Source organism: Massilia sp. CFBP9012, assembly GCF_034045115.1.
GTDB lineage: Bacteria > Pseudomonadota > Gammaproteobacteria > Burkholderiales > Burkholderiaceae_D > Telluria.
In genome coordinates this window covers 233,395-258,245 of sequence record NZ_JAXCWM010000001.1, presented here as the reverse complement: position 1 = coordinate 258,245, position 24,851 = coordinate 233,395, and the positions used below count along the sequence as shown (strand labels likewise).

The following is a 24,851-nucleotide window of genomic DNA, read 5'->3' as shown; positions in this document are numbered from 1 at the left end:
CGTCAGTCGGCCGGCGGCAGGCCATAGTATTCCGGCGCCCCATCCATCACGACGTCGATGCGGTCCAGCACCACGCCCGGATCGAGCGCATGGATGCGCAAGGTGTGCACCCCCGGATCGAGCCGCGCCCGCGCACTGCTGCGCACCGCCATATTGCCCAGCACATTGCGCTTCCATTCGTCGCTGCGGCCGACTGTCGTGTAGTCGAAAGTCTCGAGCGGCCCATCGTCCAGTTGCACGGCGATGCGCAGGCGGTTTTCGGCCGTCAGTGCATGTACGGGCACGGCGACCATGCGCAGCATGGCGCCGCCCTCGCTGCGGGTCTGGAAGCGGTACTCGAGGGGCGCCACGCCTGCGAGCGCCTCCGGGCCGCGCGAAGGAAGGTCCAGGCGTGCGCGCATGGCCTTGCCGGACGTACCCAGGCCGGGCAGGGCTTCCCAGTCGGGCGATGCCGTGGCGCTGGCCGCCGGCAGCACGACGATGCGTTCGCGCTCGCCCGGCAGGGCAGCGTCGGCGGCTTGCGCCTGCAGGTTTACCTTCAGTGCCTGCGCGCCGCAACGCAGGGTAAGCGCGGGAGCCGCGCTCCCATCGACATGCAGGACCAGGCGCTGCTCGTGGCCATTGGACGCGTCGAGCCGGCCCGACGCAAGGTCCAGGCGCACACCGCGCGCCCCGGGAGCGACCGACCAGGCGGCGTCCTGGCCGCCATGGCTGACCAGGGTCAGCGTGCGGCTGACCTTGCGCCCGGCCGGCACCACCAGCTGGCTGGCCTCGACCGAGTGCGGCGCCGGGTAGACCAGGCCGCAGCCGCGCCGCGTGGACCTGTCATAGGCTGGATAGACCGGTTCGGCGAATACCGGCAGCCGGCGCGGCGCGACGTCCATGAAATGGGCCCATTTGCCGTTCGCCAGGGCGTTGTAGGCGGCGGCATCGGCCGCGATGGCGGCATGCGCCTGCCGCGCCTGGCGCACGTACAGGTTCGACGAGGGTCGCTGCTGGCGCGCGTATTCCGCCGCCAGGTCGAGCTTCAGGATGCGCTCATTGAGGCTGGCGCTGGAGCGCACCGGGTACAGCACCAGCTGGAAGTAAGCGTCGCGCAGCTGCGCCGGCAGCCGGGCTTGGAGCGCTTCGGCGCGCCGCACCAGTGCGTGGTAGGCCGCCAGGCGCCGCTCGGCCTCCTCGCCACCGGTGCGGATGTATTCGGTGGTGCGCACCGGGCGCGTGGGTTCGGTCTGGCTCCAGCCCATGAATTCCGGGCGCCGCTCCCATGCGAGGCGATAGTATTCGAGCTTGATCGCCGCGATCTCTTCGCCGTGGGCGGCGCCGAACTGTCGTCCAGCCCATGCGGCCAGGTGGCGCGCCGGATCCTGGCCCAGCACCCCGGCGTCAAAGGCGGCGTCGAGGAAGTACTCGGCCAGGTATTCGTTGGGCTTGATGTCGCCCACGTTCAGCATCCACAGGCGATGCGCGCCGGTGGCCCAGGCGCGCTGGAGCTGGTCGCGGATCAGCGCCGGGTGGGTGGTGCCGAGCCACAGGTAGTCGTGCGGGCGGCCCCAGTACGACACGTGGTAATAGATGCCGTTGCCGCCGCTGCGCTCGCGTTCGCGCGCCGTGCCGAGCTGGTTCAGGTAGCCGTAGTTATCCTCGGGCCAGACCAGGGTGATGTCGTCCGGCACCCGCAGGCCGCGGTTGTAGTAGTCCAGCACTTCCTTGTACATCGTGAAGGCTTGCGGGATGCGCTCGGGGCTCTGGCCGACGCTGCGCGCCAGTATCGCGCGCTGCGCCGTGATGACCTCTTCCACCGTGGCGCGGGCCTGATCCGGCCCGCTCGCGCCTTCCATGGCCGAGTCGTGCACACCGCGCAGGCCCAGGGTGTAGACGTTCTCGAAGCCCTTGACCTCGTCCACGCGCTGCTGCCAGTATCCCAGCAGCGCGTCGCGGTTGGTGAACCAGTTGAATTCACCGAAGGAGGTCTGCCATTCGCCGACGTTATTGCGCATCATCGGCTCGGCGTGCGAGGTACCGATCACGATCGCATGATCGTCGGCCGCCTGGGCGTTGCCCGGGATCGTGTAGAACGCCTTGGTGCTGTCATGCATCGCGGGCCACAGCAGGTTGGCCTTCAGGCGCCACATCAGCTCGAACACTCGGGCATAGGTGCGCGGGCCGATGTCCTTCACGGGATCGTGGGTCTTGGCGGCCCAGGGCTGCAAGCCCCAGTCTTCGTCGTTGATGAAGATCCCGCGCCAGGTCACCGAGGGCGCGGGGGACAGGCGCTGCGCACCGTCGAGCGTGAGCCCTGTCTTGCGCGCCGGCCTGACGTCGGCCCACCACTCCCAGGGCGAGATGCCCAGTTCGCGCGAGGCGTCGACCACGCCGTACACGGCGCCGCGCCGGTCGGCGCCGGCGATCAGCAGCACCTCGCGTCCGTCGGCGCGGCCCATGGAGCGGACGTAGCGCTCGCGCTGCCCGGCCAGCGGCGCCAGGTCGGCGCCGATGGCGCCGGCGACCTCGCGCACCAGCGCGGTGTCGGCGCTGCCGATCACGATGCAGCGCTGCGGGCAGTCGACAAGGCGTTCCACGCGCCGGCCGGCAATGCCGGTCAGCGCTTCCAGGTCGCGGCCCAGCAGGTCGGCGGCCAGGCGGGTGGTAGCACTTCCGTCGGTGACGAGCATGGGCAGGGCGCCGTCGCGGTCCAGCGCGAATGGACGGGCATGGGCGGCGCCGCTGGCCAGCAGTGCGCCGAGGGCGAGCAGGCCGAGAATCTTCATCGAGGCCTTATTGCGGGTACTTCGGGCCGGTGGTCACGAACGCGCCACCCTGCAGGAAGGTGCTCAGGTCGTCCTCTGGCGGATAGGCGAACGGCTGGCCGCCGTCCACTGTGAACCGCGCCGAGCTGTCCCTGGCCTGGAACGCCAGGTGGCGCGCCTCGCGGTCGTCCCACCAGCGCCCCGGGTTGTCGGACACGCCGAAGGCAATGGTATGGCCGACGCGCGGCGTCACCAGCGCGCGCCGCAGCAGTTCGACCAGGTCGTCCAGACCGAGCCAGGTGACCATCTGGCGGTGGGTGACCGGCTCGGGGAAGCAGTAGCCGATGCGGATGCAGACAGTCTCTACCCCGAAGCGGTCCCAGTAATAACGCGACAGGTTCTCGCCCCAGACTTTCGACAGGCCATAGTAGCCGTCGGCGCGCGGCAGCATGCCGGCGTCCACACGCTGGCTTGTTTCGTACATGCCCATCGTGTGGTTGCTGCTGGCGAACACCACGCGCCGGATGCCCAGCTTGTGTACCGCTTCATAGAGGTTGACCATGCCCAGGATATTGGCCTGCATGATGGGCGCGAACTCGACCTCGGTCGACACGCCGCCGAAGTGCAGCACCGCGTCGACGCCCTCGCACATGCGCATCACCTGCGCGCGGTCGGCCAGGTCGCACTGCACCACTTCCTCGTTCGGGCTGGCGGGGCCGATATCGGCCACGTCGGCCAGGCGCACGATGTCGGCGAAGTCGTGCAGGCGCTCACGCAGGCGGCGGCCCAGGTTGCCGCCTGCGCCGGTGAGGAGGATGCGTTTGAATGGTTTGCTCATGATGTCGATGCTGGTAAATGAAACACGTCAAGAGCGTCATTACCGGATGATTCGGCGCGCTCGTCAATCCAGATGATGCGATCGGTCACGATGTTGAGTGATTGGCGGCCAGGCGCCACACGAGGCGCCGGATGCTGAACAATACCGGCGCTGGCGCACTAATACATCAGCCGGATGGAGACATACATGGATCGCACCGCACTGGCCCTGGCTGCCCTGTTGGCCGCTGCATCGGCAGCCACGCCTGCCTGGGCCGCCCGGGCCCAATACGATTTCAACCCCGAATGGAAGTTGATGGTCGGCGACCCTGCCGGCGCCCACCGGCCGGGTTTCGACGACGCCGCCTGGAAGCCGGTGACCTTGCCGCGCGCGTGGAACGAAGACGAGGCCTATGCCAGGGACATCGTCGACCACTCGGCCGGGATCGCCTGGTACCGCAAGCGCTTCACCATCGAGGACCGCGCGCCCGGGCAGAAGGTATTCATCGAGTTCGAGGGCGCGCGCCAGGCGGCTGAGGTGTTCGTCAACGGCCGCCACATCGGCCTGCACGAGAATGGGGTGACGGCCTTCGGCTTCGACATCGGCGCCGCTCTGGTCGCGGGTGAGAACGTGGTGGCGGTGCGTACTGACAATCGCTGGGACTACCGCGAGCAGTCCACGGGCCAGCGCTATCAGTGGGCCGACCGCAACTTCAACGCCAACTATGGCGGCCTGCCCAAGAACGTGCGCCTGCACGTCACCGAATCGCTGTACCAGACGCTGCCCCTGTTCTCGAACCTGGGCACCACCGGCGTCTATGTTTATGCGCGCGACTTCGACATCCCGGGGCGCAGCGCGACGGTGACTGCCGAATCCGAGGTGCATAATGGGTCACACCAGGTGCGCAGCTTTACTTATGAAGTGGAAGTGCGCGACAAGGACGGCAAGGCGGTCGCCCGTTTCGCGGCCGCGCCGCAGACCGTCGCCGCCGGCGCCACCGTGACCGCGCGCGCCGGTGCGAAGGTCGATGGGCTGCATTTCTGGAGCTGGGGCTACGGCTACCTGTATGACGTGGTCACTACCCTCAAGGTCGACGGCAAGGCGCTCGACAGCGTCGTCACGCGCACCGGCTTTCGCAAGACCGGGTTCGGCGACGGCATGGTCAAGCTGAACGACCGCGTGTTACAGATGAAGGGCTATGCCCAGCGCACCTCGAACGAGTGGCCGGCGGTGGGCCTGTCGGTGCCGCCCTGGCTGAGCGACTACAGCAACGGCCTGGCGGTGGAGGGCAACGCCAACCTGATACGCTGGATGCACGTGGCGCCCTGGCGCCAGGACGTGGAATCCCTCGACCGCGTCGGCCTGATCCAGGCCATGCCGGCTGGCGACTCCGAGCGCGACGTCGACGACCGGCGCTGGGGCCAGCGCGTGGAGGCGATGCGCGATGCGATCGTCTATTTTCGCAACAACCCCAGCATCCTGTTCTACGAAGCCGGCAACAAGGGCGTGAGCGCGGCCCACATGGCCGAGATGCGGGCGCTGCGCGACCGCTACGATCCGCATGGCGGACGCGCCGCCGGCAGCCGCGAGATGCTGGGCGGCGCGCTGCAAGCGGTCGCCGAGTACGGCGGCGAGATGCTGTACATTAACAAGAGCGCGCGCAATCCGATGTGGGCCATGGAATACATGCGCGACGAGGGCGCGCGCAAGTTCTGGGACGATTTCTCGCCGCCGTTCCACAAGGACGGCGATTGCCCACTCCACAAGGGACAGAGCGCGGCCACCTACAACCGCAACGGCGACAGCTTCGCACTCGAGGCGGTGCGCCGCTGGCACGATTACTGGCGCGAGCGCCCCGGCACCGGCACGCGCGTCTCGAGCGGCGGCGTCAATATCATTTTCTCAGACAGTAATACCCACCACCGCGGCGCCGAGGACTACCGCCGCAGCGGCGAGGTGGACGCGATGCGTATCCCGAAGGACGCGTTCTTCGCGCACCAGGTGATGTGGGACGGCTGGGTCGACGTCGAGCGCCCGCGCGCCCATATCGTCGGGCACTGGAACTACGCGCCGGGGACGGTCAAGGCGGTGCACGTGATCTCCAGCGCCGAGCAGGTCAGGCTGACGGTCAATGGCCGCGATCTCGGCCCCGCGCGCCAGAGCGACCGCTTCACCTTTACCTTCGATGCGGTGGCATTCGAGGCGGGCGAACTGAAAGCGGTGGGTGTCGACGCGCACGGGCGCCAGTTATGCGAGGCGGTGCTCATGACCGCCGGGCCGGCGGTCGCCTTGCGCCTGTCGGCGATCCCGTCCCCGCACGGCTTGCGCGCCGACGGCGCCGACCTGGCCCTGGTGCAGGTGGAGGCGGTCGATGCCGCCGGACGGCGCAATCCGGTGGCGCTCGATACCGTGCACTTCGAGCTGGCAGGGCCGGCCGAGTGGCGCGGCGGGATTGCGCAGGGGCCTGGCAACCACGTGCTGGCGCGCACACTTCCGCTGGAAGGAGGCGTGAACCGCGCGCTTGTGCGCAGCACGACCCAGGCTGGCAAGATCATGCTGCGGGCCCGCGCCGATGGCCTGGCGCCGGCCGAACTCGCGCTGGCATCGACACCGGTCGCGGTCAATGGCGGGCTGGCGCCGCTGCCGCCACCGCCGCCGCTGCGTCTCGCCCGCGGCCCTACGCCGTCGACGCCATCGTTCGCACCATCGCGCATCGCGGTGCCGGTGGCAGGCAGCACGGCGGCCAGCAACGGCGAGCGCGCCGCACTGTCGGTCGACGATGACGAGACCACGAGCTGGGCCAACGAACCCGGTGCGCCGGCCGAGATCACGTATCGCCTGGCGCGGCCGGCGCTGCTGCGCGAACTGGTCCTGAAGCTGACCGGCTGGCGCGAGCGCAGCTATCCGCTGCGCGTGTTCGTCGACGGCGCCGAGGTGTACCGGGGCACGACACCGAAGAACCTCGGCTACGTCACCTTGCCGCTGGCCCCGCGCCACGGCAGCGAAGTGAGGATCGCGCTCGACGGGCAGGCCGATGACGCGGGTGCGATCCGCACGCTCGAAGTGGCCAACCAGGCCAATGCCGACACGGGCGCGCAGCAGGTCGCGCGCTCGCAGTTGTCGATCGTCGAGGCCGAGTTCTACGAGCTGCCTTGATGCGGGCAGTGCGGCTTGCGCACCACGAACATCCCCGGAATCGCTCAATCGCTTGAGCGATTCCCGCTTGGATGTGCCCCTTTCGATCAGGTGCATGATTCTTTCAATGCCATATGGAATCAGACAACTGTACGCACATAGAATGTTTTCAAGGCCAAGCAGTACATCTAAAACAGAGCCCTTGGAGACGACAACCGATGAACCATGCAACGACACGCACGCAAGTGCTTCACCCGACCCGCTGCGCGCACGCAGTAGCCGCAGCGATCGCCATCCTTGCCGCGCACGGCGCGCTGGCGCAGGAAGCCGCCCAGACCGCACCTGCCACCGCACCTTCGGCCAACGCAGCGCCGGCCACCATCAGCGATGCCGCGACCGCGCCCGCAATCGTCCACATCGCCGGCACGCGCCGCTCGGTGGCCTCGGCCATCGACCGCAAGCTGCGCGCCAGCACCGTATCCGATTCGATCGTGGCCGAGGACATCGGCCAGTTCCCCGACAAGAATGTGGGCGAAGCCTTGTCGCGCGTGACCGGCGTGCAGCTGTCGCGGGATTTCGGCGAAGGCTCGCAGATCTCGATCCGCGGCGTCGAGCCTGACCTGAACCGCATCGAGATCAACGGCATGTCGGTGCTGGGCACCGGCGGCGGCGCTGGTCGCGGCGCCGAGTTGCGCGAACTGGCGTCGGAGCTGATCGGATCGATCGACGTCTATAAAGGCATCACCGCCGACATGACCGAAGGCGGCGTCGGCGGCTCGGTGTCGATCAAGACCCGCAAGCCGCTCGACTTCCAGGAGCCGACCATCGGCACCAGCATCGCGGCCGAGCACTCGACCTCGCGCGGCGGCGTGCAACCGCGCGGCAACCTGTACATGGCCGACAAATACCTGAACGGCAAGCTGGGACTGATGGCCAACTTCGTCTACGACGAGGTACACACCCGCAACGACTACGCGCGCAACACGTCATGGCGCTTCATCCAGGACTGGGACAGGTCGCCCGAGAAGACCGTGGTCAGCACCGATCCGCGCCTGGCCGGGATCGGCGACGCTGCCAGTTGCGCGACTTCGGGCCTGACCACCGCCCAGGCGGATGCGTGCCGCCGCCAGTGGTTCGACTACTCGCCGGGCATTGCGCGCTACGGCATCTGGACCCGTGACCACAAGCGCTCGTCGGGCGAGGTCACCGCGCAGTACGAATTCAGCAAGAACTTCAACGCCTGGGTAAGCTACCAGGCCAATACCCAGCGCCAGCGCCTGAACGACCGCAACTTCGGCACCGACTTCCCGGATGCGAATCGCCTGGCGAACGCCGGCCAGGCGCCGGTCTACAACCCGGCCACCGGTGTGCCGACCACCGTCGGCACTTGCACCCCGGCGGCCACGACGCCGGACGATATGGTGATCACGAACCACCACGTGACGTCCTACACCGTCGGCAACTGCCTGTACGCGGCAGGCCGCGGCGGGCAGGGCGCCTTTGGTACCTCGGCGCGCGACTTCCAGCTCGACATCGATTCGCGCTACACCACCTCGGGCTTCCTGTACAAGCGCGACCGGCTCGAGATGGAAGGCCTGTTCGGCACCTCGCGCTCGATGTACGACAGCGACAGCAACAATATCGCGCTGACCCAGAATGCGCCGGGACTGAAGGTGACCCTGGACGACCAGGGCCTGCCGCGCTTTACCTTCCCGGCCGGCTACAGCCCGGACGACCCGAGTTCCTACGTCCAGGCCCAGCTCCAGTACCGCCCGAGCGAGACCAAGAACCAGGAAGACCAGGCCAAGATCGACCTGCGCTATCGCCTCACCACGCCGTTCTTCACCAGGGTGTCGTTTGGCGCCCAGGCCCGTAAGGCCGAATCGACGCAGTACAACGGTGGCGGCTACCTCGCCAGCAATGGCGCCAATCTGAGCTCGACGGCAGACGACATCAATGTACGCGGCGCCAACGTCAACCAGACCGCCATCTACGATCCGTTCTATACCGGCGGCGCGCAGCGTCCGAACGACGCCCAGTCCTTCATCAACTCGGGCTACTCGACCAGCTACATCAATGCGGCGCAGATGGCGGCGCTGATCAACGCCGTCAGTGGCCGCTCGCCCGGCACGTTCTTCGGCGGCCTCGGGGACGTCAAGGGGATGCCGTCGGGCTGGATGTCGCCGGTGTTTGCGAACGCGGCGCCGTACTTCGACACCTCGGCCTTCAACCACGACTACCTGTATAACTCGCCTGGCAGCGACGGCAACACCTATGCGCAGATTCCGGCGTTCGGCGTGGAAGAAAAGATCGCCGCCACCTATCTGCGCCTGGACTGGGCCACCCAGTTGTTCGGCTATGAGGTCGACGGCAATATCGGCATGCGCTACACCCGCACCGACAACAAGTCCTCGGGCCTGCAGCGCTACTCGGTGCGTACCGCAACCTCGCCCGGCTCCGCGACCTACACCGACGTCGTCATGAGCAATGGGGTCGTCACGGTCGACAACACCTACCACGACTGGCTGCCGAGCTTCAACGGCGCCTTCTGGTTCATCGACAACAAGTTCCTCGCCCGCGTCGGCTGGGCCAAGGCGATGGCGCGTCCGCGCATGGACCTGCTGGCGCCGAACGCCACCTGCGTCCTGGGCAGCGGCAATCCACAGTTCGGCGGCGAAGGCGTCGATACCTGCACCGCCGGCAATCCGGACCTGAAGCCCTACCGCTCGACCAACAGCGATTTCAGCCTCGAGTACTACCCGACCCCGGACAGCCAGCTGTCGCTGGCCGTGTTCGAGAAGGACATCTCGAGCTATGTGATCGAACGCGTGCTCACCCGCGACGTCGACATCTTCAAGAATGGCCAGCGCTTCAACGTCACCCAGGCCGTCAACGGCGAGGGCGCCACCACCAAGGGCATCGAGCTGGCCGGCCGTACCGCGCTGACCTTCCTGCCGGGCTGGCTGAGCGGCTTCGGCGTCGATGCCAACTACACCCGCATGGACTACAAGTACGCAGCGGGCAAGGAGCGCCTGAACCTGCTCGACGACACCGTGCTGCCGTATCCAGGCATGTCGAAGAGCGCCTACAACCTCTCGCTGTGGTATGACCAGGGGCCGGTCAACGCGCGCCTGGCCTATACCTACCGCGACCGCTTCTTCACCGGCGCCAACGACGTCTCCGGCAACCCGGTGTTCCAGGAAAAGACCGGCTTCCTGGACGCGAAGATCCAGTGGCGCTTCAACGACCGTGTGTCGCTCGCGCTGGAAGGCAAGAACCTGACCGACGAAGTGCAGCGCAGCGATGCGGGCGACCCGTTCCGGATCAACGAACTGGCCTGGTCGGGACGCCGCTACTTCCTGACTCTGGGCGTCAAGATCTGATTTCGCTCCCGATGTCTGCAGCCAGCCGCCTTTTATAGGGCGGCTGGCTTTTTCGCTTGAGAGGACTCCATGAAACCCATTGCACTGCCGGTACTGTGCATGCTGCTGGCGCTGGCGGGCTGCCAGGCGCCGCCCGCATTTGATGATGATGCTGTTTTCGCCAACCCGCTGGTGCGCGAGCGCGCCGATCCCCACGTCACCCTGCATCCTGACGGCTGGTACTATTTCACGGCCACTGTGCCCGAGTATGACCGTCTCGAACTGCGCCGCGCGCGCAGCCTGGACCAACTCGGCAAGGCCGAGGCCAAGGTGGTCTGGAAAAAGCACGCCAGCGGCGAGATGGGGGCCCATATCTGGGCGCCCGAGCTGCACCGCATCGACGGCAAGTGGTATCTATACTTCAGTGCCGGCCGCGCCGACAAGGTGTGGGAGATCCGGCTCTACGTGCTGGAGAACAGCGCGGAGAATCCGTTCGAGGGCGAGTGGATCGAGCGCGACCAGCTCAAGACTGGCTGGGAGAGCTTTGCCCTGGACGCCACCACCTTTGCGCACCGCGGCCAGCGCTACCTCTCATGGACGCAGGTCGCGCCCGATGGCAGCAAGGGCACCAATATCTACCTGGCGAAGATGGACGGTCCTCTGGCGATACGCCAGCCGGCCGTGCTGCTGACGCGCCCTGAACACGCCTGGGAAAAGATCGGACATTGGGTCAATGAAGCACCGGCGGTGCTTGTCAGGAACGGCCGCGTCCTGATGACGTATTCGGCCAGCGCCACCGACGCCAACTACGCGCTCGGCCTGCTGTGGGCGAAGGAGGACGCCGACCTGCTCGACCCGGCGTCGTGGACCAAGTCGCCGCAACCGGTGTTTCGCAGCAGCGAGAAGACTGGCCAGTATGGACCGGGCCACAACAGCTTTACCACCAGCCCGGACGGCAAGACCGATATTCTTGTCTACCATGCGCGCAACTACCGCGACATCGTGGGCGAGCCGCTGCGCGATCCGAACCGGCACACGCGTGCGCAGGCGATCAGCTGGCGCGCCGACGGCATGCCGGACTTCGGTGAACCGGTCGCCGATAGAGAGGTAGGGAATCAATGAAGAACGTTGATGTTCTGGACGACGATTTGCAGCAAAGGAGTGCGGTATGAAGTGGTATCAATCGATGGCGGCGGCCTGCGCCGTCCTGTGCACGGCTGGACTGGTATCGGCCCAGGAACTCGGCATTCCCCAGGGTTCGGGCATGCAGGCGGCGCGTGATGCCGCCCGGGCCGGCGCCAGTGCCGGCCAGGTCGTCCTGATGCCGGCGCTGACGGCCGGCGCGGCCAACGCCCTGAGCATCCTGGTCTCGAGCGACGGCGCCGATTTCACCTCACTGGCTTCCGAGACCTGGACGCCGCCATCCGGCGCCCTGCGCGATCCGGCGCTGGCGCAGCACGCCGATGGTCGCTATTACCTGGCGTACGCGAACGGTGCCGGCGGCATCGGCCTGGCCCGCTCGTCGGATCTGCGGCAATGGGAATTCGTGCGCGACATCCCGCTGGGCGGCGCCGGCCAGGTCGGCAAGCCAGGCTGGGTGCACGAGCGCGATGGTACGCTCAGGCTCGTGTTCGCGAGCGCCGGGGGCATGCACATGGTCGCCCCGGAGGCGCAATTGGACAACTGGTCGGAGCCACGGCCGCTGGGAGGATTGTCCCGCCACCTTGACGCGGCCGTGTTGCTTGACGGCGAAGGCTATGTGGCGGTGGCGCGCCAGCAGGGCGGTCGGCTGGTGCTGGCGCGCGCCGGCGCCCTGGCCGGTCCGTGGAAGATCGACGCCACCCTCGACAAACTCGGCGCCGGCGTGACGGCGGCGGCCCTGGTGCGTCATGGCCCGGCCTTGCGCCTGTATGGCAGCGATGCCGTCCAACGCGCATGGCATGCCGACAGCCTCGATGGGGGCCGCACGTGGAGCGAACGGCGGCGCCTGACCGGCACTGCCGCGATGGCGTCAGGATTCGGCGCGCTGGCTGTCGATGGCAAGGCGCTGGCCGGCGTGTCCGCTACCAAAGGACCGCCGCGCAAGGTGAGCTGGGACCAGTACTCGCTCAAGATCGACGACAAGCGGGTGGTGGTGTGGTCGGGCGAGATCCACCCGTTCCGCCTGCCGAATCCGGCCCTGTGGCGCGACGTGATGCAAAAGATGAAAGCGCTGGGCTTCAACGGCGTGGCATTCTATTTCGACTGGGGCTACCACTCGCCGGCGCCTGGCGTCTACGATTTCTCGGGCATCCGCAACGTCGAGCGCGCGCTGCAGATCGCCAAAGAGGAGGGCATGTACATCATCGCGCGTACCGGCCCTTACATCAATTCGGAACTGACCGGCGGCGGCTATCCCGGCTGGATGTTCCGCAACCGCGGCGAAGCGCGTACCGACGACCCGGTGTACCTGGCGGCGGTGGACGAGTGGATGACCCAGGTGAATGCGATCATCGCGCGCCATCAGGTGACCGACGGCGGCGGCAACGTGATCGCCTACCAGCTCGAGAATGAACTGGGCAAGGTGGAGCCCAAGCACGTGCGCCAGATGGAGCACCTGGCGCGCAAGGCGCGTCGCGACGGCATCACGGTGCCATTCTTCCATAATTCCGCCGGTCGCCTGCCCGACTGGACGCCAAAGGATTCTAGCGCGGCATGGGCGAATCCCGGCCCGACCGACATCTACGCCTTCGACGGCTACCCGGGCGGCAGCTGCGACGTGCACGCCAGTCCCGCGGGCGCCAACAAGGCGCCCGACTGGGGCATCTACGGCGCGCCGGGCCCGCGCGCGGGAGCGCTGTCTTCTCCCGCCACGCCGGGCTTCGCGGCGGAACTGGGCGGCGGCTGGTTCGACTACTGGGGCTCGAACGGCACTTACGCCTGCACCGCCGAGCGCCAGGGCAAGGGCTACCAGCGGGTGTTCTATGGCACCAATCTGATCAACCGGATCACGATCCACAACGTCTACATGACGTTCGGCGGCACGTCGTGGGGCTGGCTGGCCGGCCCGGTGGTCTATACTTCGTACGACTACGGCGCGGCGATCTCGGAAGACCGCGGCCTGCGTCCCAAGGCCTACGCGCTCAAGCAGCAGGGCATGTTCGTGCAGGCCGCCGAAGCGGTGCTGGCCGAGATGGACAAGGGGCCGCCGCTGGCGCCGGCGGACGGCAAGGTCAAGATCTACCACAACGTCAACAAGCGCCTGGGCACCCATGTGGTGTTCGCGGCCCACAACCCCACCGACGGCAAGGGAGAAGAGCGCTTCAGCGTCAGGCTGGCCACGCGCGACGGCGATTACACGATCGCGTCGCTGCTGCGCAGCCAGGATGCGCGCATGCTGCTGGCGTCGTACGACATGGAACGCCAGCGCCTGGTGTACTCGACTTCCGAGCTGCAGACGCACCTGCGCGACGGCGAGCGCGACATCGCGTTGCTGCACGGGCGCGATGGCCTGGAGGGCGAGACCGTGCTGCGCTATGCCGGCGCGCCAAAGGTCGAGGTGCTGGCGGGCCGGGTGCAGTCGCGCTGGGACGCCGCCAAGGGCGACCTGGTGCTGAACTACGTGCACGAGGGCCTGGCGCGGGTCCGCATCTCGGGTGGCGGGCGTGCTCCTATGCTCCTCCTGCTGGCGGACGAGCAGACCAGCATGCGCTTCTGGACCCAGGACACCGGGGCCGGGCGCGCCTTGCAACTGACGCCGGCGCTGGTGCGTTCGGCGCGGCTCGCCGGCGGTGCACTCGCCATGACGGGCGACGCCGACCAGGATGGCGCCATCGAGATCTGGGGGCCGGCGTTCGAGACGGCCAGCTTCAACGGCCAACCGCTGGTGCTCACGCGCCAGCCGGACGGCAGTGTGCGTGCAAATGGCCTGAAGGGGCCGGATGCGGTGCGCGTGCCGGAACTGGCGCGCCTGGCCTGGACCCGTCGCATGGACAGCCTGGAAGCAGCACCGCGTTTCGACGACAGCGCCTGGGTACAGGCGGACCGGCGTCCGTCGGCGGCCCAGACCTGGACCATGCCGGAACGCGGCCAGCCGACCCTGGCGATGAGCGACTACGGCTTCCACCACGGCGACGTCTGGTATCGTGGGCGCTTCACCAGCAGCGACCCGAAAGCCAACCAGCTCGAGCTGTTCTACGGGGCTGGCGGCGCCGGCATGATCCAGGTATGGATCGACGGCCGCTTCGTCGGCCAGCACGAGCTGGACACCGGCCGTTCGTTCCCGGAGACGACCGACAGCGTCAAGCTCGACCTGGGCAAGCTCACGCCGGGCGAACACGTGATCGCGGTCATGGTGCGCAACAATGGCCATAACTGGAACCTGATGGCGGACGACTTCCATCGCGAGGCGCGCGGCCTGATCTCGGCCTCGCTGACGAGCCGCGGGGGCCAGCGCTTCGGCACGCCGATCGCCTGGCGCATCCAGGGCCGCCAGGGCGGCGAGGAACTGGTCGACCGCGTGCGCGGCCCGATGAACAACGGTGGCCTGTATGGCGAGCGCGCCGGCTGGCACCTGCCATCGTCCCCGTCCCAGGGTTGGCAGTCGACGCGTCAGACCGACGCCCCGCCAGCTGCCGGCACCTACTGGCTGCGCACGCAATTCAAGCTCGACCTGCCGCGCGACCACGACGTCCAGCTGGCCCTGGCCTTCGGCGACACCGCCAAGCCGCGCTCCGAGCGCGACAACCGCGCGCTAATCTTCGTCAACGGCTGGAATATGGGCCAATTCATCGCCCACATCGGCCCCCAACGCACCTTCGTCATCCCTCCAGGCATCCTGAACCCGAACGGCGAAAACACGGTAGCGCTAGCAGTAACCACCGACGGCCGCCCCGAAAACGCCCTGGAGCCCATCAAGCTCCTCCCCCTGCGCACCACCCGCGGCGGCGTCCCCCTCGAAATCATGACAGGCCAGGACGAGCCGCCCCAAAAATAGCGATCCTTATCCAACCAATAAATAGGGTCAGTGTCGAATTGTTTGCCAACTTCAGTAAATCAATTGGCCAATAATTCGACACTGACCCTATTAATTTGGTGGGCAATTGCTCGGAAATTTGACTCTGACCCTCATTGGAGACTCGCGACGTGTCGATTAATGACGTTGGCGCATTTATGTTGTCGTCACAGAAGGTGCTGGCCGTCGACCTCGAAGTTTGCCCGATAAGAGACGTGGGGTGGCGCCCAAACAAATAGGGTCGGAGTCGAATTGTTTGACAACTTCAGTAAATCAATTGGTCAATAATTCTACTCTGACCCAAATTGTTGGGTTATTGAGCGTGGGATAGTTGCGGGGTGGGTGTGGAGAGGGCGGTGCGCCAGGCGGTGCGGTAGGCGGAGAGGCCGGTGACGGTGCGGGGGGGCTTGGGGTGGTGTTGGGTGGTTGGGGTGGCGTTGCGGTAGCGCAGGAGCCAGCCGCCGCAGGTGGTGCCGCTGGCATCGTCGGAATAGGCCAGCGCCTGGTGGGGGCGCAGGCTGGCCAGCAGGGGGCCGAACCAGGGGTTGGCGGTGAAGGCGCCTTCGACGGTGATCGGGCCGCGGGCGCCGAGCGCGTCGAGGCAGTAGTCGGTCATCAGCACGCAGTACAGTGTGGCGAGTGCGAAGCGTTCGCCGACGTCGAGCGGCGGCGGTCCGTTGATTTGGCCTTGCCGGCCTGCGAACGGGCCGCCGCCGTCGGCGAAACAGGGGAGCGCAATCGTGCCGCGCGCGATCAGCTGTTCGAGTTGTTCGAACGAGCAGGTGGCTGGCTGGTCGCCGGCCAGTGCGCCGAATTCGCGGCCGCCCATGAAGCGCATGCAGGCTACCGGCTGGCCGAGTGCGTTGGTATTGGCCAGCATGTCGGCATCCTCGCGCAGGCCGTCCAGGCTGGCGCCGAAGGCGGCCGCGATCAGCCAGGTGCCGGTCGAAAGCACGGTGCGCGGCGCGCAGGCCCCATCGCTGCCCAGGTGTCGCAGCAGCGATGCATTGCTGTCATGGATGCCGCACAGGACTTCGCAGGTGGGCGCCAGCCCGGTGGCTTGCGCCACCTCGGTACGCAGCACGCCGAGCGCGGACCAGGCCGGGGCCAGCGGCGGCAGCTGGGCTTCCCAGCCCATGCGCGTCACCAGCGACGAATAGTCCTGGCGCACCGGGTCCCACATATCGGTGTGGCAGCCGAGCGATGTGGCTTCGCCAGCGGCGACGCCGCACAGGCGCCAGGCCCAGTACTGCGGGTACGTCAGGATGTGGCGCGCCCGCGCGAAGGATTCGGGGTGCTGTTGCTGCAGCCAGGCCAGCTGACGCCCCAGGTTCAGGCCCACCGGTAGCAGTGGAGAGTAGGTCTGCGCATAGGCCGGCCGCAGCGCGGCGTAGTCGAGCCCCGGCAGCGCCGCCTCGTAGTCGAGCACCGGCAGCACCAGGCCGTCGTCGTCGACCAGGGCGGCGGTGGCGCCGTGGGTGACGGGCACGATCGCCGTCACCCGCGCCTGGCCGGCGAAGGCGCGGCAGGTCGCCAGCATCCAGTCCCAGATGCCTTCCGTATCGTGGTGCGGATAAGGGCCGTCGTGCAGGATCGCATTGGGCCGGCGCCGTTCGGCCAGCAGCCGTCCGGCGGCATCGACCAGGGCCAGCTTGACGTTGGTCTTGCCGATGTCGAGTACGATCAGGGCGTCGTCCGGGGTCGCTTGCATGGGATCGCGCTCCATCAGTGGCGGGTCGGCTTGCCGCGCAGCAGGCGCGACAGCGCGATGGTCGCCAGCAGCAGCACGCCCACCACGATCGTCATATAGATGCCGGGCACGTTGGCCAGCGCCAGTCCATAGGTGACCGCGCCCATCGTCAGCACCGCCAGCAGCACGCCGCCGATGGTGCCGGCGCCACCGGCGATGCTCACGCCGCCCAGGATCACCATGGTGATGATCTCGAGTTCCCAGCCCGTGGCGATGTTCGGCCGCGTGCTGCCGATGCGGCCGGTCAGCAAAAAGGCCGCCAGTCCGGCCATCGCACCGGTCAGCATGAATAGTCCCAGGCGATAGCGGTCGACCGCGATGCCCGAGAAGCGCGCGGCGTCTGGATTGTTGCCGATGGCGTAGATGCGGCGGCCGGCCGTGGTGGCATGCAAGACCACGGCGAACAGCAGCGCGAAACCGAGCAGGATCACGAAGGCCCGAGGCACCACGCCGAAGAACGTTCCCTGTCCCCAGTCGGCCATCAGCTGCGGATAGTTGGTGAAGGCCTGGTCGCCCAGCGCCACGCTGGCCAGGCCCCGGTACAGGGCGATGGTGCCGATGGTGACAACGATCGAGGGCAGCATGAAGCGCGTCACCAGGAAGCCATTGAGCCAGCCGCAGGCCAGGCCGGTGCCGACCGCCACGAACAGCAGGGCCCCGGCCGGCATCCCGGCCGCGTGCGCCATGCCCATGGACACCGACGACAGCGCCAGTGTGCCGGCCACCGAGATGTCGATCTCGCGGCAGATGATCAACAAAGCCATCGGCAGCGCGATCAGGGCCTTCTCGCTGAAGTTGACCGTGCCGTCGAGCAGGTTGTAGGGATCGAGGAAGTGCTCCTGCGTGACGCCGCCGGCGACAAATACCGCCAGCAGCAGCAGGGCGAGCAGGGTCTCCCAGCGCGCCAGCACGTGGCGCAGGGCGGGCCGCTGGCGGTCGAGGATCGTATAACGCGAGGTATGGCTGGATTCGTTCACGGTCTTGGTGTCAGGTGGGGTTTCGACCTCGGCGATGCTGGTCGCATTCATGCTGCGCTCCTTGCGGCATTGGGTTCGGTCTGGTGCAGCGGCAGGATCTGGCGGCTGCGCTTGCGGTTGCCGCCGGCATTGAGCAGCACGGCGACCAGGATCACGGCGCCGGTCAGCGCGCTTTGCCAGAACGGCGAGACCTGCAGCACCGGCAAGGCATTGCCGATCACCGACAGGAACAACGCGCCAAGCACGGTGCCGAGCACCGAGCCGACGCCGCCCGCGATGCTGGCGCCGCCGATCACGCAGGCGGCGATCACGGTGAATTCGAAACCATAGGCGATCTCGGTATAGGCGACCGCATAGCGCGCCACCCACAGGTAGCCGCACAGGCCCGCCACCATCCCCGACAGGCCATAAGTCCACAGCAGCCGGCGCGCGGTCGGGATGCCGATGTAGGCGGCGCATTGCGGCGCGTTGCCGATCGCGTACAGGTCGCGGCCGAAGCGCGTGTGACGGGCCAGGAAGGCCATCGCGAGCACCGCGCCGAGCGCAATCCACACCAGATGCGGCAGGCCGAACAGGCGCTGCAGCGGAAAGCCGATGAAGTTGTCCGGCATCTGATGCGCCGACACCCAGGCGCCGCCCGAGATCACGAACACCAGCCCGCGGTACACGCTCATGGTGCCCAGCGTGACCACGATCGGCGGCAATGCCAGGTAGCCGATCAAGCCTCCGTTGACGAGGCCCAGCGCCAGGCCGGTGCCGGCTGCGGCCAGCATCACCAACAGGAGCGGCAGTTCCGGGTTGTTCGACGCCAGCATGGCCGCGACCATGCCCGACAGGGCCAGGTTCGAGGCCACCGACAGGTCGATACCGCGGGTGACGATCACCAGCATCTGGGTCAGGGCCAGCATCACGAGCAAGGTGCTGTCGGTGAGCAGGTTGGCCAGCGAGGCGGTGCTGAGGAAGACCGGGGCGCGCAGGCCAACCAGCAGCACCAGCGCGACCACCATCATGGCCAGCAAGGCTTCGCGCTGCCTGAATATCCCAGTCAGGGAGACACGCTTGTTCATGGCGCCGCCTCCAGTCCCAGGTCGACCCCGGACGCGGCCGCGACCACGGTCTCGGGCGAGGCCTGCCCGCGCGCAAATTCACGCACCACGCGGCCCTGGCGCATCACGACCACGCGGTCGGCCAGGCCCAGCACCTCGGGCAGTTCGGACGAGACCAGGATCACCGACAGGCCGCGTTCGACCAGCTGGCTCACGAAGCGGTGCACGGCGGCCTTGGAGCCGATATCGATGCCCTTGGTGGGTTCGTCGAGGATGATGACCTTGGGATCGGTGGCCAGCCATTTGCCGAGCACCACCTTCTGCTGGTTGCCGCCCGAGAGCTCGTCGACGTTCTGGCTGAGGTAGGCGGCCTTCAGTTCCAGCTGTTCGGCGAAGCGGCGCGCCAGCGCGGCCTCTGCTCGGGCGCGGGGAAAGAAGCCGAATGTCGACAGGATCGGCAGGGTGATGTTGTGCATGATCGGCATGGTCAGGTGCGCGCCATGGTGCTGGCGGTCCTCGGGCACATAAGCCAGGCCGCGCGCGATCGCTTCGCCCGGATTGCAGAATACCGCCGGCTGGCCCTCCAGCCGTACGCTCCCTGTCACTCGTGGCGTCAAGCCGAACAGCGCCTGCATTACTTCCGAGCGGCCGGCGCCAACCAGCCCATAAAAACCGAGGATCTCACCCTTGCGCAGGGTGAAGCCGACATCCTGGAACTCGGTCGGGTGACTCAGGCCCTCGACCTCCAGCAGCGGCGCGCCGATCTCCACCTCGGCCTTGGGATAGGCCTGGTGCACGGCGCGCCCCACCATCAGCGCCACCAGTTCCGGCTCCTTGACGTCGGCCAGACGGCCTTCGGCCACGAACTGGCCGTCGCGCAGCACTGTATAGCAGTCGGCTACCTCGTAGATTTCGTCGAACTTGTGCGAGATGAAGATGACGGCGGTGCCGCGCGCGCGCAGTTGGTCGATGATGCGATACAGCTCGCGGATCTCGCGCTGCGACAGCGCGGCGGTCGGCTCGTCCATGATCACCACCCGCGCATCCTGCGACAGGGCGCGCGCGATCTCGACGAAGTGGCGCTGGGCTACCGACAGGTCGCGCACACGGGCGCGTACCGGCAGCGACACCTCCAGGCGCGCAAACAGCTCCTCGGCCTCGGCCTCGATTCCGGCCCAGTCGATGCGCCGCGCCGGGCCGCGCGTCGGATGGCGCCCCACATAGATGTTCTCGGCCACCGACAATTCGTCGAACATCACGGTTTCCTGGTGCACGGCGGTGATTCCGGCGGCCATCGCTTCCTGCGGGCTGCCGAAAGAGACAGGCTTGCCGTCGAGGAGAATCGCGCCTTCGTCGGGACGGTGGATGCCGGTCAGGGTCTTGACCAGGGTCGACTTGCCGGCCCCGTTCTCGCCGATCAGGGCCATGACTTCGCCCGGACGGATCGACAGGCGCACACCATTCAGGGCGCATACGCCGTTGAAGCGCTTGGTAATGCCGGTCAGCTGCAGTACCGGCGCGGCGGGCGCGCCGTCATTCGGGCGCAGGGGAGGGCTTGTCAGTTGGGTCACTGGCATATTGGTGTTGCTAACGGATGAAAGGCGCCGCGCGCAGCGACGAGGCGGTCATGCGCGCGGCGAACGGGCCGGGTCAGAACAGCTTCGCGAACTGGTCGACGTTGCCGGCGTTGTAGGTGAACGGCGGGCCGAGGGCGGTTTCGCCATTGGCATCCAGGGTCACGGCGCCCAGGCGGCCGACCGAGACGATCGCACCGTCGCCCGATTGCGCCTTGCCGGCCACGAACTGGTGGGCCGCGAAGGTGGCGGCGTAACCCAGGTCGATCGGATTCCAGATCGCGAACTCGCGCACCGCGCCGCTCTTGACGTGGCCGGCCATCTCGGACGGCAGGCCCAGGCCGGTGACGAACACCTTGCCCACCAGGCCCTCGTCGGCCACCGCCTTGCTGGCGGCGACGATGCCGACCGTGGTCGGGGCGATGATCGCCTTCAGGTTGGGGTGGCTGCGCAACAGGCCGATGGCTTCGCGGTAGCTCTTGTCGGACTGGTCATCGCCATACACAGTGGCCACCAGCCTGAGGCCCGCGTACTGGGGCTGTTCGAGCGTCTTTTTCATGACGCCGATCCAGATGTTCTGGTTGGTCGCCTGGGCCGATGCCGACAGGATCGCCAGGTCGCCCTTGCCGTTCAATTCGGCCGCCGCCATCTCGATCTGCTTCTGGCCGATCAGTTCCGCGTTGGAGGGATTGAGCTGCATCTGGCGCCCGCCGGGGGCCAGGGCGCTGTCGAACGAGATCACCTTGATCCCGCGCTGCATCGCCTTCTTGGCGATCGGCACCAGGGCGTTGGGGTCGTTGGCCGAGACCACGATCGCATCGACCTTCTGGCTGATCAGCGAATTGATGATCTCGATCTGGCCTTCGGCGCTGGGCGTGGTCGGGCCGGTGTAGATGATCTCGACCCCGCCGATTTCGGCAGCGGCATCCTTCGCGCCCTGGTGGGCGGCGTCGAAGAAGCCGTTGCCCAGGCTTTTCACGACCATCGCGATGCGGATCTTTTCAGACGCGGCTTCGGTCTTCTTGTCGGCGCAGCCGGCCAGGCCGGCAATCATGGCGACGGCCGCCGCAGCGAGCAGGAGCTGTTTGATCTTCAATGCGAAATCTCCATCAGGGCTGCGGACTGCAAGTCATATTGGGGGCTGTAGCGCGTGGTGCGCAGCGCCGGCAGGTCGCCGTCGGGTTCGACGGTGACGACCTTCACGCCATACTGCTCGAGCAGCTGCACCGCCTTGTCGGAGGCATCGGTGTCGGTGATCACGGTGGACACGCGGTCCAGGCCACACAGGATCAGGCCGGCCTTGCGCGCGAACTTCGAGCTGTCGGCCAGCACCACCAGTTCCTCGGCCTGGCTGATCAGGCGCTTCTCGGCCTGGATCAGCAGCGGATCGGCTTCCATCAATCCCAGCAGCGACAGGCCGTAGACGCTCATGAACATCTTGGTGGCGTAGTGGTGCTGGGTGATGTCGTTGTCGAACGGCGAGAGGATGACGTTCTGCTCGCGGTACACGCGGCCGCCCGGCACGATGATCTCGTTCTCGCTCGAGACCAGCAGGCGCTCGGCCATCAGGAAAGAGTTGGTCAGGATCTTGAGCTGCTTCTCGGTGAGGAATTCGGCCATCATGAAGGTAGTGGTGCCACCGTTGATGATGATCGTCTCGCCGTCGTTGCACATGCCGGCTGCATGGCGGGCGATGGCGCGTTTGCGCGAGGCGAAGCACTGGATATTGTTCTGGAACGTTTCGCTGGTCAGCGGGAACTGGCGCGTCTTGGGCAGCAGGTTCTCTGCGCCGCCCCGGGTGCGGGTGAGCAGATTGCGTCCCGCCAGCCAGCTGATGTCGCGCCGAACCGTTGCCGGGGACGCGTTGAGCCATTCGACAAGCTGCTGGACCGTCGCCGTCTGGTGCTCGGCAAGCAGTTTCAGCAAACGCTTGCGGCGTTTGTGATTCACCATATTGTGTCTCCTCCGTAAGCCGTCCGGATGTGTGCGGCATGGGGCCCGTCGTTCCAGGCCTCTTTTGGGCAGGAATCGCGGGGTGTTCGAAAAGAGTAGTTTCTAGATGCAATATCGTCAATCACCAAATGATCAATTGACTGATTATTTCCCCGCGTTGCAGCGCACAAACGCTCAAATCGATCAAGTCGGTGATTGATTCTGACTTGGTCAGCAAGTTGATTGTTTCCGCGTTGACACCCCGTGGGCCGCTGCTTTCTACTGTCTGCCGATGCCGTAGCGCTGCTCGGGCAGCGTGCGGAAGCAGGACATGGAAGAGACGCATCGATTCGATGACAAAACAATCAACTAGGAGATATTGATGGGCGCTTTGAGCGAAACGAAGCAGCGCGAGCCGATCACCTCGCGCTGGGATGAAGCGGTCGCGGCCACGCTGAGTGAGCCGGAACTGCTGCTGTACCGGTCCAACCTGCTGGGTTCCGACCTGCGGATCACCAATTTCGGTGGCGGCAATACCTCGGCCAAGATCGACATGCTCGACCCTTTGTCGGGCGAGCAGGTCGAGGTGCTGTGGGTGAAGGGCTCGGGCGGTGACCTGGGCAGCATCAAGCTGGACGGCTTCTCGACCCTCTACATGAGCAAGCTGCATGCGCTCAAGGGACGATACCGCGGCCTCGAACACGAAGACGAAATGGTCGGCTACCTGCCGCACTGCACCTTCAACCTGAACCCGCGCGCGGCCAGCATCGACACGCCGCTGCACGCCTATATCGCACGGCGCCATGTCGACCACATGCACCCGGATGCCTGCATCGCGATCGCCGCCTGCAAGAACAGCAAGGAGCTCACCGCGAAGATCTTCGAGGGTGAGCTGGGTTGGCTGCCGTGGCAGCGACCTGGCTACGACCTGGGCCTGAAGCTCGAAGCGGTGTCGCAGGCGAACCCGCAACTGAAAGGCATCATCCTCGAAGGCCACGGCCTGTTCACCTGGGGCGATACCTCGCAGTCGTGCTACGAAACCACGCTTGCCATCATCAAGCGCGCCGAGGATTGGCTGGCGCAGAACGTCCAGCAACCGGTATTCGGCGGCCAGGCCAGCCCGATCCTGCCGGCGTCCGAGCGCGCGGCGCTGGCGGCGCGCCTGATGCCGCTCCTGCGCGGCAAGATCAGCAAGGACGAGTACAAGCTCGGCCACTTCGACGACAGCGACGCCGTGCTCGAATTCGTGAGCAGCGCCCACCTGGCGCCGCTGGCGGCGCTGGGCACCTCGTGCCCGGACCACTTCCTGCGCACCAAGATCCGCCCGCTGGTGCTGGACTTCGACCCAAGCGCGCCCGATTTCGAGCGCCTGGCGGCGAGTCTCGACCAGGCCCTGGTCGACTACCGCGCCGACTACACCGCGTATTACGAGCGCTGCAAGCGCGCTACCAGCCCCAAGATCCGCGACGCCAACCCGATCATCTACCTGATCCCGGGCGTGGGCATGCTGTCCTTCGCCAAGGACAAGGCCACTGCGCGCATCGCCGGCGAGTTCTACGTCAACGCCATCAATGTGATGCGCGGCGCGAACGGCGTCGACACCTATGTCGGCCTGCCGGAACAGGAAGCCTTCGACATCGAGTACTGGCTGCTCGAGGAAGCCAAGCTGCAGCGTATGCCCAAGCCAAAAAGCCTGGCCGGACGCATCGCGCTGGTGACCGGCGGCGCCGGCGGCATCGGCCAGGCGGTCGCGCGCCAGTTGCTGCAGGAGGGCGCCTGCGTGATGCTGACCGATATCGACGCCGAAGCGCTCGAGCAGGCCGGCAAGGACCTGGTCAAGGTGGCCGGCAAGGACAGCATCGGCACTGTGCGCGCCAACATCACCAGCGAGGAAGAAGTCGCTGGCATCCTGGAGGCGGCCGCGCTGCGCTTCGGCGGTGTCGACCTCCTGATCTCGAACGCCGGCATCGCCTCGGCGGCGCCGCTGGACGAGACCACGCTGGACATCTGGAAGCGCAACCAGGACATCCTCGTCACCGGTTACTTCCTGGCTGCCCGCGCGGCTTTCCGCATCATGAAGCAGCAGGGCCTGGGCGGCAGCATGGTCTTCGTGGGCAGCAAGAACGGCCTGGTGGCGTCAGCCGGCGCCTCGGCCTACTGCACCGCCAAGGCGGCCGAGCTGCACCTGGCGCGCTGCGTGGCGCTGGAAGGCGCAGAACACGGCATCCGCGTCAACGTGGTCAATCCGGACGCCGTGATCCGCGGCTCGCGCATCTGGGACGGCAAGTGGAAGGAAGAACGCGCCGCCTCCAACAAGATCGAAGCCGACGACGTCGAGGAGTTCTACCGCAAGCGCAGCATGCTCAAGCTGTCGGTGCTGCCGGAAGACATCGCCGAAGCCGTGTACTTCTTCGCCAGCGACAAGTCGGGCAAGAGCACCGGCAACATCCTGAACGTGGATGCCGGCAACGCCGCTGCCTTCACCCGCTGACCGCGATCGATACGCTAAGATAGC

Annotated in this window: 13 protein-coding genes; 5 read left to right on the top strand and 8 right to left on the bottom strand. The window is 66.9% G+C overall.

Going from position 1 to position 24,851, the window contains the following annotated elements:
- Positions 1–2: 2 nt before the first annotated feature.
- Together SOM61_RS00980 and SOM61_RS00975 are read right to left on the bottom strand one after the other, a co-directional pair.
- Positions 3–2,771: a glycosyl hydrolase 115 family protein gene (locus tag SOM61_RS00980; RefSeq protein WP_320472341.1), complete on the bottom strand. Its 2,769-nt coding sequence runs from the start codon at positions 2,769–2,771 to the stop codon at positions 3–5.
- A gap of 7 nt (positions 2,772–2,778) precedes the next feature.
- Positions 2,779–3,588, bottom strand: a complete 810-nt coding sequence (locus SOM61_RS00975; protein ID WP_320472340.1) for an NAD-dependent epimerase/dehydratase family protein — start codon at positions 3,586–3,588, stop codon at positions 2,779–2,781.
- A gap of 186 nt (positions 3,589–3,774) precedes the next feature.
- On the opposite strand from SOM61_RS00975, the gene SOM61_RS00970 reads away from it, so the two are divergent.
- The 4 genes from SOM61_RS00970 to SOM61_RS00955 all read left to right on the top strand — a co-directional run bounded on the left by SOM61_RS00970 (position 3,775) and on the right by SOM61_RS00955 (position 15,039).
- Complete coding sequence (locus SOM61_RS00970; protein WP_320472339.1) at positions 3,775–6,723, top strand: glycoside hydrolase family 2 protein; 2,949 nt, start codon at positions 3,775–3,777, stop codon at positions 6,721–6,723.
- Positions 6,724–6,920: 197 nt separating this feature from the next.
- Positions 6,921–10,085, top strand: coding sequence for a TonB-dependent receptor (locus SOM61_RS00965; protein WP_320472338.1), 3,165 nt, complete (start codon positions 6,921–6,923; stop codon positions 10,083–10,085).
- Positions 10,086–10,154: 69 nt separating this feature from the next.
- The gene (locus SOM61_RS00960) at positions 10,155–11,186 is read left to right on the top strand and encodes a glycoside hydrolase family 43 protein (RefSeq protein ID WP_320472337.1); all 1,032 of its coding nucleotides are present in this window, start codon (positions 10,155–10,157) and stop codon (positions 11,184–11,186) included.
- A gap of 46 nt (positions 11,187–11,232) precedes the next feature.
- Positions 11,233–15,039 carry a beta-galactosidase gene (locus SOM61_RS00955; protein WP_320472336.1) on the top strand — a complete coding sequence of 1,269 codons (3,807 nt, stop codon included), beginning with the start codon at positions 11,233–11,235 and terminating at the stop codon, positions 15,037–15,039.
- Between the two features lie 331 nt (positions 15,040–15,370).
- On the opposite strand, the gene SOM61_RS00950 is transcribed toward SOM61_RS00955, so the two are convergent.
- From SOM61_RS00950 to SOM61_RS00925, 6 genes are all read right to left on the bottom strand, one after another.
- Positions 15,371–16,768: an FGGY-family carbohydrate kinase gene (locus tag SOM61_RS00950; protein ID WP_320472335.1), complete on the bottom strand. Its 1,398-nt coding sequence runs from the start codon at positions 16,766–16,768 to the stop codon at positions 15,371–15,373.
- 14 nt (positions 16,769–16,782) lie between these two features.
- Positions 16,783–17,835: an ABC transporter permease gene (locus tag SOM61_RS00945; RefSeq protein WP_320472334.1), complete on the bottom strand. Its 1,053-nt coding sequence runs from the start codon at positions 17,833–17,835 to the stop codon at positions 16,783–16,785.
- Positions 17,832–18,851: an ABC transporter permease gene (locus SOM61_RS00940; RefSeq protein WP_320472333.1), complete on the bottom strand. Its 1,020-nt coding sequence runs from the start codon at positions 18,849–18,851 to the stop codon at positions 17,832–17,834. The genes SOM61_RS00945 and SOM61_RS00940 overlap by 4 nt, the downstream gene beginning before the upstream one ends.
- Positions 18,848–20,407 (bottom strand): sugar ABC transporter ATP-binding protein, encoded by a 1,560-nt coding sequence (locus tag SOM61_RS00935; protein WP_320472332.1) that lies wholly within the window; start codon positions 20,405–20,407, stop codon positions 18,848–18,850. The genes SOM61_RS00940 and SOM61_RS00935 overlap by 4 nt, the downstream gene beginning before the upstream one ends.
- 73 nt (positions 20,408–20,480) lie before the next feature.
- Positions 20,481–21,500 carry a rhamnose ABC transporter substrate-binding protein gene (gene rhaS, locus SOM61_RS00930; RefSeq protein ID WP_320472331.1) on the bottom strand — a complete coding sequence of 340 codons (1,020 nt, stop codon included), beginning with the start codon at positions 21,498–21,500 and terminating at the stop codon, positions 20,481–20,483.
- A complete protein-coding gene (locus SOM61_RS00925; protein WP_123068358.1) occupies positions 21,497–22,357 on the bottom strand; it encodes a DeoR/GlpR family DNA-binding transcription regulator in 861 nt (286 codons plus the stop codon). Before SOM61_RS00925 ends, rhaS begins: the two co-directional genes overlap by 4 nt.
- A gap of 361 nt (positions 22,358–22,718) precedes the next feature.
- Here SOM61_RS00925 and SOM61_RS00920 point away from each other — a divergent pair, with 361 nt between their 5' ends.
- Entirely contained in the window at positions 22,719–24,827 is a 2,109-nt protein-coding gene (locus SOM61_RS00920; protein ID WP_320472330.1) for a bifunctional rhamnulose-1-phosphate aldolase/short-chain dehydrogenase, read from the top strand.
- Positions 24,828–24,851: the final 24 nt, after the last annotated feature.

Coding starts and splice junctions, on each gene's coding strand:
- SOM61_RS00980 (WP_320472341.1), bottom strand. CDS start 2,771: ATGAAGATTCTCGGCCTGCTCGCCCTCGGCGCACTGCTGGCCAGCGGC.
- SOM61_RS00975 (WP_320472340.1), bottom strand. CDS start 3,588: ATGAGCAAACCATTCAAACGCATCCTCCTCACCGGCGCAGGCGGCAAC.
- SOM61_RS00970 (WP_320472339.1), top strand. CDS start 3,775: ATGGATCGCACCGCACTGGCCCTGGCTGCCCTGTTGGCCGCTGCATCG.
- SOM61_RS00965 (WP_320472338.1), top strand. CDS start 6,921: ATGAACCATGCAACGACACGCACGCAAGTGCTTCACCCGACCCGCTGC.
- SOM61_RS00960 (WP_320472337.1), top strand. CDS start 10,155: ATGAAACCCATTGCACTGCCGGTACTGTGCATGCTGCTGGCGCTGGCG.
- SOM61_RS00955 (WP_320472336.1), top strand. CDS start 11,233: ATGAAGTGGTATCAATCGATGGCGGCGGCCTGCGCCGTCCTGTGCACG.
- SOM61_RS00950 (WP_320472335.1), bottom strand. CDS start 16,768: ATGCAAGCGACCCCGGACGACGCCCTGATCGTACTCGACATCGGCAAG.
- SOM61_RS00945 (WP_320472334.1), bottom strand. CDS start 17,835: ATGAATGCGACCAGCATCGCCGAGGTCGAAACCCCACCTGACACCAAG.
- SOM61_RS00940 (WP_320472333.1), bottom strand. CDS start 18,851: ATGAACAAGCGTGTCTCCCTGACTGGGATATTCAGGCAGCGCGAAGCC.
- SOM61_RS00935 (WP_320472332.1), bottom strand. CDS start 20,407: ATGCCAGTGACCCAACTGACAAGCCCTCCCCTGCGCCCGAATGACGGC.
- SOM61_RS00925 (WP_123068358.1), bottom strand. CDS start 22,357: ATGGTGAATCACAAACGCCGCAAGCGTTTGCTGAAACTGCTTGCCGAG.
- SOM61_RS00920 (WP_320472330.1), top strand. CDS start 22,719: ATGGGCGCTTTGAGCGAAACGAAGCAGCGCGAGCCGATCACCTCGCGC.